The 11,694-nt window shown below is 61.1% G+C and carries 13 protein-coding genes; 4 read left to right on the forward strand and 9 right to left on the reverse strand.

Features of this window, described 5'->3' with window-relative positions:
- The first annotated feature begins 102 nt into the window (after window positions 1-102).
- Both F0184_RS11785 and F0184_RS11790 read left to right on the forward strand, forming a co-directional pair.
- Complete coding sequence (locus F0184_RS11785) at window positions 103-1,389, forward strand: ArgE/DapE family deacylase (protein WP_150496369.1); 1,287 nt, start codon at window positions 103-105, stop codon at window positions 1,387-1,389.
- A gap of 240 nt (window positions 1,390-1,629) precedes the next feature.
- A complete protein-coding gene (locus F0184_RS11790; RefSeq protein WP_150496370.1) occupies window positions 1,630-2,937 on the forward strand; it encodes a UDP-glucose dehydrogenase family protein in 1,308 nt (435 codons plus the stop codon).
- Between the two features lie 91 nt (window positions 2,938-3,028).
- Here the strand turns inward: F0184_RS11790 and aroQ are convergent, their stop codons facing one another.
- On the reverse strand, window positions 3,029-3,475 hold the full coding sequence (gene aroQ, locus F0184_RS11795) for a type II 3-dehydroquinate dehydratase (RefSeq protein ID WP_150496371.1): 447 nt from the start codon (window positions 3,473-3,475) through the stop codon (window positions 3,029-3,031).
- A gap of 212 nt (window positions 3,476-3,687) precedes the next feature.
- On the opposite strand from aroQ, the gene F0184_RS11800 reads away from it, so the two are divergent.
- Window positions 3,688-3,885 (forward strand): hypothetical protein, encoded by a 198-nt coding sequence (locus F0184_RS11800; RefSeq protein WP_150496372.1) that lies wholly within the window; start codon window positions 3,688-3,690, stop codon window positions 3,883-3,885.
- Window positions 3,886-4,084: 199 nt separating this feature from the next.
- Here F0184_RS11800 and F0184_RS11805 read toward each other — a convergent pair whose 3' ends face one another.
- Window positions 4,085-4,600 carry a response regulator gene (locus F0184_RS11805; RefSeq protein WP_208998441.1) on the reverse strand — a complete coding sequence of 172 codons (516 nt, stop codon included), beginning with the start codon at window positions 4,598-4,600 and terminating at the stop codon, window positions 4,085-4,087.
- A gap of 323 nt (window positions 4,601-4,923) precedes the next feature.
- Here F0184_RS11805 and F0184_RS20550 point away from each other — a divergent pair, with 323 nt between their 5' ends.
- Window positions 4,924-5,097: a hypothetical protein gene (locus tag F0184_RS20550; RefSeq protein WP_172972088.1), complete on the forward strand. Its 174-nt coding sequence runs from the start codon at window positions 4,924-4,926 to the stop codon at window positions 5,095-5,097.
- 110 nt (window positions 5,098-5,207) lie between these two features.
- On the opposite strand, the gene ccoS is transcribed toward F0184_RS20550, so the two are convergent.
- From ccoS to ccoO, 7 genes are all read right to left on the reverse strand, one after another.
- Complete coding sequence (ccoS, locus tag F0184_RS11810; protein ID WP_150496374.1) at window positions 5,208-5,360, reverse strand: cbb3-type cytochrome oxidase assembly protein CcoS; 153 nt, start codon at window positions 5,358-5,360, stop codon at window positions 5,208-5,210.
- A gap of 13 nt (window positions 5,361-5,373) precedes the next feature.
- Window positions 5,374-7,641: a heavy metal translocating P-type ATPase gene (locus tag F0184_RS11815; RefSeq protein ID WP_150496375.1), complete on the reverse strand. Its 2,268-nt coding sequence runs from the start codon at window positions 7,639-7,641 to the stop codon at window positions 5,374-5,376.
- A 9-nt stretch (window positions 7,642-7,650) separates the two neighbouring features.
- Window positions 7,651-8,166, reverse strand: a complete 516-nt coding sequence (locus F0184_RS11820; RefSeq protein ID WP_150496376.1) for a FixH family protein — start codon at window positions 8,164-8,166, stop codon at window positions 7,651-7,653.
- Between the two features lie 113 nt (window positions 8,167-8,279).
- The gene (gene ccoG / locus F0184_RS11825; RefSeq protein WP_150496377.1) at window positions 8,280-9,734 is read right to left on the reverse strand and encodes a cytochrome c oxidase accessory protein CcoG; all 1,455 of its coding nucleotides are present in this window, start codon (window positions 9,732-9,734) and stop codon (window positions 8,280-8,282) included.
- Window positions 9,735-9,915: 181 nt separating this feature from the next.
- Window positions 9,916-10,788, reverse strand: coding sequence for a cytochrome-c oxidase, cbb3-type subunit III (gene ccoP / locus F0184_RS11830; protein WP_150496378.1), 873 nt, complete (start codon window positions 10,786-10,788; stop codon window positions 9,916-9,918).
- 3 nt (window positions 10,789-10,791) lie between these two features.
- Window positions 10,792-10,947 (reverse strand): cbb3-type cytochrome c oxidase subunit 3, encoded by a 156-nt coding sequence (locus tag F0184_RS11835; RefSeq protein ID WP_150496379.1) that lies wholly within the window; start codon window positions 10,945-10,947, stop codon window positions 10,792-10,794.
- 5 nt (window positions 10,948-10,952) lie between these two features.
- Window positions 10,953-11,687 carry a cytochrome-c oxidase, cbb3-type subunit II gene (ccoO, locus tag F0184_RS11840; protein ID WP_150496380.1) on the reverse strand — a complete coding sequence of 245 codons (735 nt, stop codon included), beginning with the start codon at window positions 11,685-11,687 and terminating at the stop codon, window positions 10,953-10,955.
- Window positions 11,688-11,694 lie beyond the last annotated feature (7 nt).

Genomic DNA, 11,694 nt, shown 5'->3' on the forward strand with positions numbered 1-11,694 from the left:
CTGGAAACGCCCACAGATGCTCGGCAACTCAAAAAGCGATCAGCTTTGGGTGTTAAATCGAGTCCGATTGAACACCCGCTGATCCAAACTCTTGGTGCTGCCATGTCTTTCAAGCTCGCGCCCGCCAGGGCAGATGCGATCTGCGCGGCCGTCGATGCCGCTTTCGAAGACCAGATCGCCTTCCTTCAGTCGATCGTGCAGGTTCCGACCTTGCGCGGCGCGGAGGCCCCGGCTCAAGCGCTTGTCGGGCAGGCGCTTGCGGACCGGGGATACAACGTCGAGACCTTTGGCATCGATATGAGCCAGATTGGCGTCCATCCGGCCTATTCGCCGGCCACCATCGACTACAAGGACACTTACAACCTGATCGGGCGCAAAACGCCCGCCTCCCCGTCCGGCCGCTCGCTGGCGCTCAATTCCCATATGGATATCGTGCCGACCGCGGCTCCGGACCACTGGACCTATCCGCCCTTTTCCGCCCATCGGGACGGCGACTGGCTCTACGGCCGTGGGGCCGGGGACATGAAGGCCGGCTTGTCGGCGAATATCTTCGCCCTGGACGCCATCGGCCGGGCCGGCTTCACGCTCGCCGGACCGGTCCAGATCCAGTCGGTGATCGATGAGGAAGTCACCGGCAACGGTGCCGCGGAGACGATCCGGCGAAACGGCGTCGCCGATGCCGTGCTCATTCCCGAACCGACGGACGAACGGCTCGTATCCGCCAATTCCGGTGTCATCAAGTTCAAGATCGGCGTAAGAGGGGTGCCCTCTCATCCCCGCGATCCGGACAGCGGCATAAGCGCCATCGATGCCGCCCTTGCTCTGATCGGCGGCCTTCGGCAGCTCGAGGCCCAATGGAACAGCGAAAAGACAAATCATCGGGGATTCGAGACCCTCAGCAACCCGGCGAGCTTGAACATCGGCACCATTTCCGGCGGAGAATGGCCCGCCTCTATTCCCTTCGGCTGCGAGTTCGAAGGCCGCATAGGCTTTTATCCCGGCGATGATCCTTGGCAACGCGCCAAGGCCTTCGAACAGCATATTGCCCTGCTGACGGATGCCGATCCCCGCCTCAAGCGGGCACATCCGAACATAGAATGGGTGGGTGTGATGCAGTCCGGGTACCGGCTCGATGGGGCGAGCAGCGCTGAAACCGCCCTCGCCCGGGCGCAAGAACAAGCCACGGGAACAGGTTTGGAGCGCTCGGTCATGGCCTGCTACCTTGACGCTGCCCTGTTCGTCAATCATGCAGGCGTTCCGGCTCTGACCTACGGTCCCGTTTCCGAAAACATTCACGGGATCGACGAGCGGGTGTCCCTATCCTCCCTGAAGCGGGTAACCAAGACCATCGCCCTGTTCGCGGCGGGCTGGTGCGGGCTGTCGGCCTGAGCCCGCGCGGCGGGCATTTCTGGCATGGCCGCTCCGACCCGTCGGTCCGCCGGCGCACACCTTGAAGGCCGTATCGGGAGGCCGCTGTGGCCCGGATGCATCAGGGGGCTCAACCGCTCTTGCCGCACCGCGCAATGCCTGTGGCCTTGTGCCGGCGTTTCATGGTAAGCGACCTCGCAATTCGGCCAAGCCTCTCTTTCGGATCAGGTTCGCCACGTTTTTCACAGTGAGGATTACGCCATGCGCGTCGCAATGATTGGCACTGGCTATGTCGGGCTTGTTTCCGGAGCGTGTTTTGCGGATTTCGGCCATGTCGTGACCTGCATCGACAAGGCGGTGGACAAGATCGACGCGCTGAACCGGGGTGAAATTCCGATTTACGAGCCCGGTCTTCAGCAGCTCGTCGCAAAAAACGTTGAGGAAGAACGCCTGTTCTTTACGACGGACCCGGCGAAGGCCGTGCGCGAAGCCGACGCGGTGTTCATCGCGGTCGGAACCCCCGCGCGGCGCGGCGACGGCCATGCTGATCTGAGCTATGTCTATCAGGCGGCCGAGGAGATCGCCCACCTGATCAATGGCTTCACGGTTGTCGTTACGAAATCGACCGTGCCGGTGGGCACAGGCGATGAGGTTGAGGCGATCATCAACCGGACGAACCCGTCGGCGGACATCGCTGTCGTGTCCAATCCGGAGTTCCTGCGCGAAGGCGCCGCCATCAACGACTTCAAACGCCCGGACCGGGTGGTGGTCGGCACCGAGGACGAGCGCGCCGTGAAAGTCATGCGCGAGCTCTACCGACCGCTCTACCTGAACGAGACGCCCATTCTGGTGACCAAGCGCCGGACATCGGAATTGATCAAATATGCCGCCAACGCGTTTCTCGCGGTCAAGATCACTTTCATCAACGAAATCGCCGACCTGTGCGAGAAGGTCGGCGCCAATGTTCAGGAAGTGTCCCGCGGGATCGGACTGGACAACAGGATCGGGGGCAAGTTCCTGCATGCCGGGCCCGGATATGGGGGCTCCTGCTTTCCCAAGGACACGCTGGCGCTCTCCAAGATCGGGACGGATGCCGGCTCTGAGCTGAAAATCGTCAACTCGGTGATCGAGGTGAACGCCGGGCGCAAGAAACGGATGGCGGAAAAGGTCATTTCCTTCCTGGGCGGCGACGTGACGGGCAAGACAATCGCGCTCTTGGGCCTCGCCTTCAAACCCAATACCGACGACATGCGCGAGGCGCCGTCCATCGACATCGTATCCCGTCTTCAGGAAGCCGGGGCCAAGATCCGCGCGTTCGACCCCGCCAGCATGGGCGAGGCCGGTCACATCATGGCCGATGTCCTGTTCTGCGACGGCCCTTACCATGCGATCGAAAACGCCGATGCCCTGGTGATCGTGACCGAGTGGGACCAGTTTCGCGCGCTCGACCTTGAGCGTGTCAAGTCGCTGCTGAAACAGCCGAATGTGGTGGACCTGCGCAATATCTACGAAACGGAAGACATGTTGCAGCGCGGCTTCCGCTATACCAGCATTGGCCGCGCCTATTAACGCACGCACCGCCGGTCAAGCCGGATCAACTCCGAGAGAAATTCACGGGCAAATTAAAGCGGTACGCGATCCAGTCTTGTGAGGAGATGCCCTACCGGCCGGCCGACAAAAGCCGCGCCATCCGCAGGACCGCCAGCTCGTACCCTTGCGTTCCGCAGCCGACAATCACCCCATCGGCTCTGGCAGACATGTGGGAGTGGTGCCGGAACGGCTCGCGCTGATGAATGTTGGATACATGCACCTCCAGGACTGGGAAGCTGCAGGCGCGCAAGGCATCGAGGATGGCAATCGAGGTGTGGGAATAGGCTGCGGGGTTGATGATGATCCCGGCCGCCGCTTCGCGCGCTTCCTGGATCCAATCGATCAGTTCATGTTCGGCATTGCTTTGAAAGAAACGAAGTTCAAGCTGGTGATGTCTTGCCAGATCCGCGCATGTCCGCTCCACATCCCCAAGGGTCTCATGCCCGTAAATCTCCGGTTCCCGATGTCCGAGAAGATTGAGATTGGGACCGTTGATAACATAAATCGGCTTGGACACGCAGCCTCCGCTGTAACAGACGACATGTTGGTCCGGCAGCTTTCTTTCCGCGCCGGTTAAGGCCGGACTATTGGGGATGGGATCGAGACCTGCAAGCCCATTCACCATCAAAACCGCTCGTCATTGCCATCGCGAGAAATCGGCGTCTTGCGTTTTACACATTCTTTACCGTAATAATTAACTATGGTGCGCAATGAAGCGTGGGGTGTGCCATGGGCAACTACAAAAGATCTCTTGTTTCGATTGACGGCTTTTTCAGAGCGATCGAGGGATATGAGCATGTGGACAGCGAGCTTCTGCTCGACTGGCTGCACGAGCATTTCGCGCTCGACCTTGATCTTGTTCCCGAATTCCGCATCGCGCTCGCGGATCTGCAAACGCTGATGGCGGCCGAAGACCTGGCCGCCTGAGGCGATTGCGCCCTTCCAGGCTGGTGCCCGCCCCGCGTACCTTCATCCCGTTTCGCTTCCCGATCAATCGAATCAGGAAAAGCTGCAGCAACGCTTCAGAAGAACGGGGACCCCGGCTTTCCGCCGCGCATGGTGGCGCGCCGATCCGATTGACATCTTTCCCGAACCGGCTGAGGCGAACGGCTGGCCATGCCGCCGCTTAACCGATCGACGTGACGTCCGCCTTCTCGCCCGGACCGCCCGACCCGCCCTGCCAGATTTTCTGACGGTTGCGGATTTCCCGAGGGGCGGGGCCGAAATAGGTCGCGGTCTTAATGAAATCACGCGGGTGCAAAATGACACTCGAAACGCGTTGGTAAAGCGCCTTGGCCGAAATCGGCTTTGAGAGCAGTTCGTGCACGCCAAGCCGCCGGGCCTCGACGATCCGGCTGCGTTCGGTATGCGCCGTCACCATGATGATGGGGATATAGGCAAACGGATTGTTCGGCGTGCGGATCATGCGCACCATATCCGCGCCGTCCAGGATCGGCATGACCCAATCGAGAATAAGAATGTCCGGATTGGCCCGGTCCATAGCTTCAAGACCCGAGGCGCCGTCCTCGGCCTCGACGATGCGCCGTGCCCCGAAACCCTGAAGCATTGTCCGGATAATCGTTCGCATATATGCGCTGTCTTCGACGAGCAAAAATGTCAGCGAGGCAAGATCTAGGCTCACCTGTCCCTCCATGTCTTGCCGACACCTTTGCAAGAAAGTCTGAAAAGAGAGTTAGAAACGGGCAGATATCCTGATAAATCGCGAGGCAAACTCCCGCAGAGCCCCTTTGCGTCGCGGCAGCCGCGATGCCGGATCCGGTTCCCGCGCCGGCAGAAGACACCTGGCACGGGTGCGTACGTCCGGCGGCAGACTCTGTTTACGTAGAGGAATTATTCCTCCGCGTTAACAGGCTTTCCGGTTTGGGTTTAACTTTCGCTTTAAATTTCATATGCATACGTGATCGCATTCGAAGTGCACGCCCACACCGGCGTTTGAAGAATCGGATGTTGATGAGAAAAAAGAACCTGACACCCGGGTCCGAGGAACCGCTCAATATCGCGCGATCCCCCTTTGCGATGAACGGTCCTCGCTCGCCTTATCGGGAAAACATCTTGCTGGCATCGGGGATCGGATTGGTGCTGATCGCGATCACAATGGTTGTCGCAACGGTCGTTTAAATGCCGCCCACGTTTTCGCTTGGCCAGTCCTGCTGGGACCATCCGGTCCGGTGCTCACACGGCCAAGGCCCTGCCGCGCGGCGTGGTCCGGGGATAGCCCCCTCGCAGCGTCACTTGTCGGGCAAATCGTCATCGTCCAGAATGCGCCACTTGGCCCCTTCCAGATCATCATACTGACCGCTCTTCAACGACCAAAGAAAGGCGGCCAGACCGAGAGCGCCAAGAAAAAGCGCAATCGGGATCAAGAACACCAGGACATCCATTTTTTATCTCCGTTCAGCCCTGTGGCTGAATCTGGTGGAACCGCTTCTTTGCCGAAGATGACATCCGGTCATCACCGAATTCAAGCGCCCGCTTTTCCCCCCACCGCAAACGAAGCGCGTTGGCGGTCACCGCGATGGACGATGCGGACATGGCAGCTGCCGCGATCGAAGGCGTGACAAATCCGGCAACGGCGATCGGAACGGCGATCAGGTTATAGATGGCGGAGATCCAGAGATTTTCCTCGATCGCGCGGCGCGCGCGTTTCGAAATCCGGTACGCATGCAAGACCGGTGCGAGCCGATCGCCCAGAAATATCGCATCCGCGGCCGCTTGGCTCAGGTGAACCGCCGTCACTGGGGACAACGAAACATGCGCTCCGGCAAGCGCGGGCGCGTCATTGAGGCCGTCCCCAACCATCAGCACCTTGCGGCCAGCGGCCTTCAACGCGTCAAGACGGGCGATCTTGTCCGCGGGTTGCATGGCGGCCTGCCAGGCCCCGACCTTCAGTTCCTCGGCGACGGCTGCGACCGCGCCGGGCTGATCGCCGGACAGGATTTCAATCTCCAGCCCAAGTGAGGAAAGGGCGGAAATCGTCTGGGCCGCATCGCAGCGGATTTTCTGGCGGAGCGCCAGCAGGCGAACCGGCTCCCCGCCGAGGCGAACGGCCAGGAGGGACGCACCCGGATGTGCGCGGAGCATGTCGCTGACCCGCGCCGGTTCGGCGCCGCAGAAGGCCGGACTTCCAAGGCGCAGCAGCTGGCCTTCCACATCCGTCTCCACGCCGGCGCCGGAGACTTCCCGCACCTCATCGAACGGCACCAGCGCGCCTGTCGCCCGCAACAAGGCGACGGACAGGGGATGGCGGCTGGACAAGGCCAGGCGCCCGCCGAGAGCCAGGACGGGATCCTTGGGGTCCACGGGATCGCAAAACTCCGGTTCGGCGGTTGTCAGCGTGCCGGTCTTGTCGAAGACGATCATGTCGATATCGGCGAGCCGTTCGATGGCATCCCCGGAATTCAAGAGGACGCCGGACCGGAAAAGCTGACCCGATGCCACGACCTGAACCGCCGGCACGGCAAGTCCGAGCGCGCAGGGACAGGTGATGATCAAGACGGAGATCGCGATGACGAGAGAGGGCTGCCAACCCAGTCCCCACAAGGTCCAGGCGGCGAAGGTCAGCGCCGCGGCCGTATGGACAACCGGCGCGTAGAGCCGGGCCGCCCGGTCGGCGATCTGGACATAATGCGACTTGGCCTGGGCCGCGGTTTCGAGCAGGCGGTTGACCTCATCCAGCAGCGTGGCACCGGAGGCCGCAGACACCCGGACCTTCAAGGCACCATCCCCGTTCAGTGTTCCGGCATAGACCCGGGCGCCGCCCGCGACCGGCACCAGAACGCTCTCGCCCGTCACGAGGCTCTGATCGATTTCGGAGACGCCCTCTTCAATCACGCCGTCGACGGGCACACGGTCCCCGGCCGGGACCAGGACCAGATCGCCCGGTTCGATTTTTGACAGCGGAACCTCGCGGATCAGTCCGTCCTCGCCGATCCGGGCAGCGACTTCCGCCTTCAGCGCCGCGATGTTTTCCGCGAACGAGCGGGTGCGTCCGCGCATGTTGTGGTCCAGATAGCGGCCGATCAGCAGGAAAAACAGCAGCATCACGGCCGATTCAAAATAGGCATGATGCTGATGCTGCATCGTCTGAACGATGGACAGTCCGATCGCCAGCGAAATGCCAATGGAAATCGGGACATCCATGTTCAACCGGCCGCTCCGGATAGCGGCAAAAGCACTGGCAAAGAAAACGCGTCCGGAATAGGCAACGGTCGGCAGCGCGATCAGGGCCGATATCCAGTGAAACAGGTCCCGTGTTTCCGGCGTGATGTCCGTCGCGTTTCCCGACCAGACGGAAATCGACAGCAGCATGATGTTCATGCTGGCGAAACCGGCAACCGCCATCGATCGCAGGAGTTCCTTGCCGATCGTATCCTGCCGCTCCTTCTGGCTCGCCGGATCGAAAGGATGCGCCTTGTAACCAAGCCGTCTCAGTTCACCCACGATGTCGTCGGCCCGGGTTGCCTCCCGGTCCCAATCGACGGCGAGCCGGTGAGAGGTGAGGTTGACCCGCGCCCGCTTCACACCGGGCAGACGCGAGAGGCCGCGCTCGATTTCCCCCATGCAGGCGGCGCAGGTGATGCCTTCAACCGCCAGATCCATGTGGACGGCTCCGTCGTCCGCCGGTGTGATGAAGGCATCCCAGTCACGCATATGCACGGTCATGTCAGTGCCCTAATCCGCAAGCCAGACACGGTTCTGGGAGCGGAAGACCGTCTCCCCATTGGAGGTTTCGCCATGCAAGACCAGGTTCCAGTTGCCGCTGTGAAGATCGGCAATAGACCCGGTATAGATCCCCGGCGCCGTCTCGCTCAAGACGATCGTGCGATCCAGATCCTCGGTGGTCGGGTGCTTCAGATCGACGGCAAAGACATGCTGAACGATGGGCCGGCCGTTCAGATCCAGCGCGGTGACCGACAACGCGGCTCCGTTGCCCGCGGTCCGTTCGATGGCGGTTTCGACCTGCCAGCCGCGTTCAGCCTGGGCCTTCGCAGCGGCGATTTCCTGATTGTAGGCTTGGCCGGCCTCGTAGGAGCTTTCGACCGCGACGCCCGGAAATGTGCCCAGGGCGAAGTAGAGAAAGACACCATTGACAGCGAAGATCACGCCGAAAAAGCAGAGCAGCCAGATGAGCACCGTCCGGCCCGTCACCGGCTTGGAGTGCTTCAGCTCCGGGTGGGTCATGGTCATGGTATTCTCCCGTTAAAGCGTCCTGCCTGAGCCCCTCGCCAGGTCCTGGGACGAAAATGGTTCCTCCCGCCCGATGCCGTCCGGGGCACCGGGTGGGAGCGTGACGTGGCCGCCTAGGGCGCTTTGAAGAAGTCCTTCGCCGTGATGACTTCGCCCATGACGGATTCGGTGATCCGGAACGTCACCGGCGTGCTTTCCGGCATGTCGACGCCTGGCGGAGACGTGACGATCACCCGGATTTCGCGAGTGGTGTCCGGCCCGACCTCGACAAGCGGACGGTCGGCGAACACCGTCTCCACACCGGTTGCCTGAACCTTCGTACCGTCGGGCATGCCTTCGACATGCAGCATGAAAGTGCGCGGATGCGTACGCTTGTTCGACAGACGGACGGTGTAGCCATTGCGGATCGTGCCATCGGACTGGGTCACGTAGACCGGATTGCGGTCATGCAGAACGCTGATATCGGCAAAGTCGCGGGTCAAGAGCGCGAACAGCATGATGGCTCCGACGATCGCGATAACCGCGGCATAGATCACGGTCCGGGGACGGACGATCTCGTAAACCGGTTCCTTGCCCTCGATCCGGCGCTGGATGTTCTCGTCCGTGTCGTAGCCGATGAGACCCGTTGGCTTGCCCACCTTTGTCATGATGTTGTCGCAGGCGTCGATGCACAGGCCGCACTGGATACAGTCGAGTTGGGTCCCTTTTCGGATGTCGACCCCGGTGGGGCAGACATGCACGCACTGGAAGCAGTCGATACAGTCGCCCGCGGGCATGCCCTTCAGCTCAAGCTCCTTGTTCTGCTTGAGCGATCCGCGCGGCTCGCCCCGGTCCCAGCGATAGGTGACGTTGAGCGCCTTTTCGTCGGTCAAGGCAGCCTGAATCCGCGGCCAGGGGCACATGTAGATGCAGACCTGCTCGCGCATGAACCCGGCCAGAAGATAGGTAGTCGCGGTCAGAATGCCGATCCAGACATAGGCTGCCATGGGCGCCTGGAAGGTCGCCAATTCATAGACAAGCGTCGGGGCGTCGTTGAAATAGAGAACCCATGCGCCACCGGTCCACCAGGCGATCATCAGCCAGAGGAAGTGTTTGGTTGCCCGCTTGGCGACCTTGGATCCGCTCCAAGGCGCCCTGTCGAGCGCCATCCGTTCCCGGCGGTCGCCTTCCACCTTCCGCTCGACGAACATGAACAGGTCGGTCCAGACCGTTTGCGGACACAGATAACCGCACCAGATCCGGCCCGCGATCGCATTCATGAGAAAGAGCGCCAGAGCCGCGATGATCAACAGGCCTGTCAGGTAGTAGACTTCCTGCGGCCAGATCTCGATGAAGAAGAAATAGGCCCGCCGCCCGTCAAGGTCGACAAGCACAGCCTGATCGGGCGCATTGGGACCCCGATCCCAGCGGATGAAGGGAAGGAAATAGTAGATGCCGAGCGTGAAGAAGAGGAGGCCCCACTTGATCCTGCGGAACAGGCCATGGGTGGCCATCGGATAGATCTTCTTTGCCGACGCGAACCACTCCTCGGAGTGGTCGGTCTTTTCGGCTTCGGTTTCGGAAACCATGCCGTCCGTCCTTTTTCCATGAGCGGGTTCTGCCCCAATAGAACCCTTTTTCTTGCCTCCGGCCGGTCTCCTTCTCCAACCGAAAACAATCAAACTATTCATAGAACCAGCGCACCAGCGTGGCTTTGCGCCGGATCAAACCGGAGCCGGGAGAGCAAGTGTCCCGGCTCCGGAAAGTCTCCTACTGCCCACCCCCGAAGGAGTGCACATAGATTGCCAGCGACTTGATCGTGGCCGGCTCCAGACGGTCCTTCCACCCGGGCATCACGCCGTTGCGCGGATTGGCCACCTGGGACGCGATCGCCTCGATGGACTTGCCATAGAGGTAGTTGGCGGAATTGAGGTTCGGCGCACCGACCTCCTGCATTCCGTTCAGATCATCCCCGTGGCAGGCCGCACAGTTGTCGAGATAGAGCTGCTCACCGGCGGCAAGATCGACGCCGGCTTCCGGCTCGAGACCCACCTTCGAGCCAACGTAGTTGGCGACCTGAGCGATCTCCTCCTTGGAGAAGATGTCGGCGTAGGCCGGCATGTCGCCAAAACGGGCTTCATCATTAGCGACCCGGATGCCATGCAGCAGCGTGTAGTGGATATCCTCCAGCGTTCCGCCCCACAGCCAGGTGTCATCCTGGAGGTTGGGATAGCCTTCGAACCCCGTTCCGCCGGCCCCATGACACGCCGCACAGTTGTCACCAAAGGCGGCCTGACCGGCCGCCATGGCGAATTGCTGCAGCTCCTGGTCCGCGTTGATGTCTTCCAGGGTGGCGTCAACGATCCTGTCGCCGAACACCGAACGCGCCGCGATCCCATCTTCATAGGCCGCGACCGCCTCCGCCCGCTGGCTCGATCCCAAAACACCCTTGGTGTAGGTGGAAACCAGCGGCCAGGACGGATAGAGCACCCAGTAGACGACGGCCCAGGCGATGGTCGCGTAGAAGGTATACAACCACCATTTGGGAAGCGGGTTGTTGAGCTCCTTGAGCCCGTCCCACTCATGCCCGGTCGTCTCGATACCGGACAGCTTGTCGACTTCCTTTTTATGTGTGTCAGCCATGGATCAGTCCTCCCGGAACGGGATTTGGGCGGCCTCGTCAAACTTCTTGCCGTTTCTCGGCCAGAGCGCATAGGCGAGGACGATTGCAAACAGCGCCATGAAGTAGAGCAGGCCCCATGTCTGAGCGAAGCCCGCGACGGCGGTATATGTCTCGTTCATAGCCGTTACCTCAGGTTTGCTTTGTCGTCATAGATGGAGAAGTCGACCAGCGTCCCAAGCATCTGGAGATAGGCCACCATGGCGTCCATCTCCGTGACTTTTTCTGGGTTGCCGTCGTAGTCTCGCACGATGGCCGTCGGCCAGCGTTCCACGAACTCGTAGGCCGCATCCGAATCCGGCATGGCCTGGGCCCGGATATCCATCTTCGCCGATGCCAGCTGTTCGTCGGTGTAAGGGACACCAACGAACATGTTGGCCTTCAGCATGTTCTCGATATCCCGGATTTCCAGTTCGTTCTCCGCCAGGAACGGATAGCCAGGCATGATCGACGCCGGCACCAGGGATCTCGGATCGATCAGGTGTTCCACATGCCAGGCATCGGAATACTTGCCGCCGACCCGGGCCAGATCGGGCCCGGTCCGCTTCGATCCCCACTGGAACGGATGGTCGTACATCGACTCGGCCGCCAGCGAATAGTGCCCGTAACGCTCCAGTTCGTCGCGCATAGGACGGACCATCTGCGAGTGACACAGATAGCATCCCTCGCGGATGTAGATCTCCCGCCCCGCCAGTTCCAGCGGGGTATAGGGCCGCATCCCCTCCGTCTTTTCGATGGTGCTCTTCAGATAAAAGAGCGGGGCGATCTCGACCAGGCCACCGATAGAGACCGCGACGAGGATACCGATGAGCAGAACGAAGGAGTTCTTTTCAAAGATTTGGTGTTTTGACCAAATGGACATGTCGTTC

This window comes from Roseibium aquae (genome assembly GCF_008711285.1).
Lineage (GTDB): Bacteria > Pseudomonadota > Alphaproteobacteria > Rhizobiales > Stappiaceae > Roseibium > Roseibium aquae.

Bases quoted from the DNA above. Each gene is read 5' to 3' on its own strand.
- F0184_RS11820 (WP_150496376.1), bottom strand. From the start codon at position 8,166: ATGACCATGACCCACCCGGAGCTGAAGCACTCCAAGCCGGTGACGGGC.
- ccoO (WP_150496380.1), bottom strand. From the start codon at position 11,687: ATGTCCATTTGGTCAAAACACCAAATCTTTGAAAAGAACTCCTTCGTT.
- F0184_RS11815 (WP_150496375.1), bottom strand. From the start codon at position 7,641: ATGACCGTGCATATGCGTGACTGGGATGCCTTCATCACACCGGCGGAC.
- F0184_RS11785 (WP_150496369.1), top strand. From the start codon at position 103: ATGTCTTTCAAGCTCGCGCCCGCCAGGGCAGATGCGATCTGCGCGGCC.
- F0184_RS11800 (WP_150496372.1), top strand. From the start codon at position 3,688: ATGGGCAACTACAAAAGATCTCTTGTTTCGATTGACGGCTTTTTCAGA.
- ccoG (WP_150496377.1), bottom strand. From the start codon at position 9,734: ATGGTTTCCGAAACCGAAGCCGAAAAGACCGACCACTCCGAGGAGTGG.
- F0184_RS11835 (WP_150496379.1), bottom strand. From the start codon at position 10,947: ATGAACGAGACATATACCGCCGTCGCGGGCTTCGCTCAGACATGGGGC.
- ccoS (WP_150496374.1), bottom strand. From the start codon at position 5,360: ATGGATGTCCTGGTGTTCTTGATCCCGATTGCGCTTTTTCTTGGCGCT.
- ccoP (WP_150496378.1), bottom strand. From the start codon at position 10,788: ATGGCTGACACACATAAAAAGGAAGTCGACAAGCTGTCCGGTATCGAG.
- F0184_RS11790 (WP_150496370.1), top strand. From the start codon at position 1,630: ATGCGCGTCGCAATGATTGGCACTGGCTATGTCGGGCTTGTTTCCGGA.
- F0184_RS20550 (WP_172972088.1), top strand. From the start codon at position 4,924: ATGTTGATGAGAAAAAAGAACCTGACACCCGGGTCCGAGGAACCGCTC.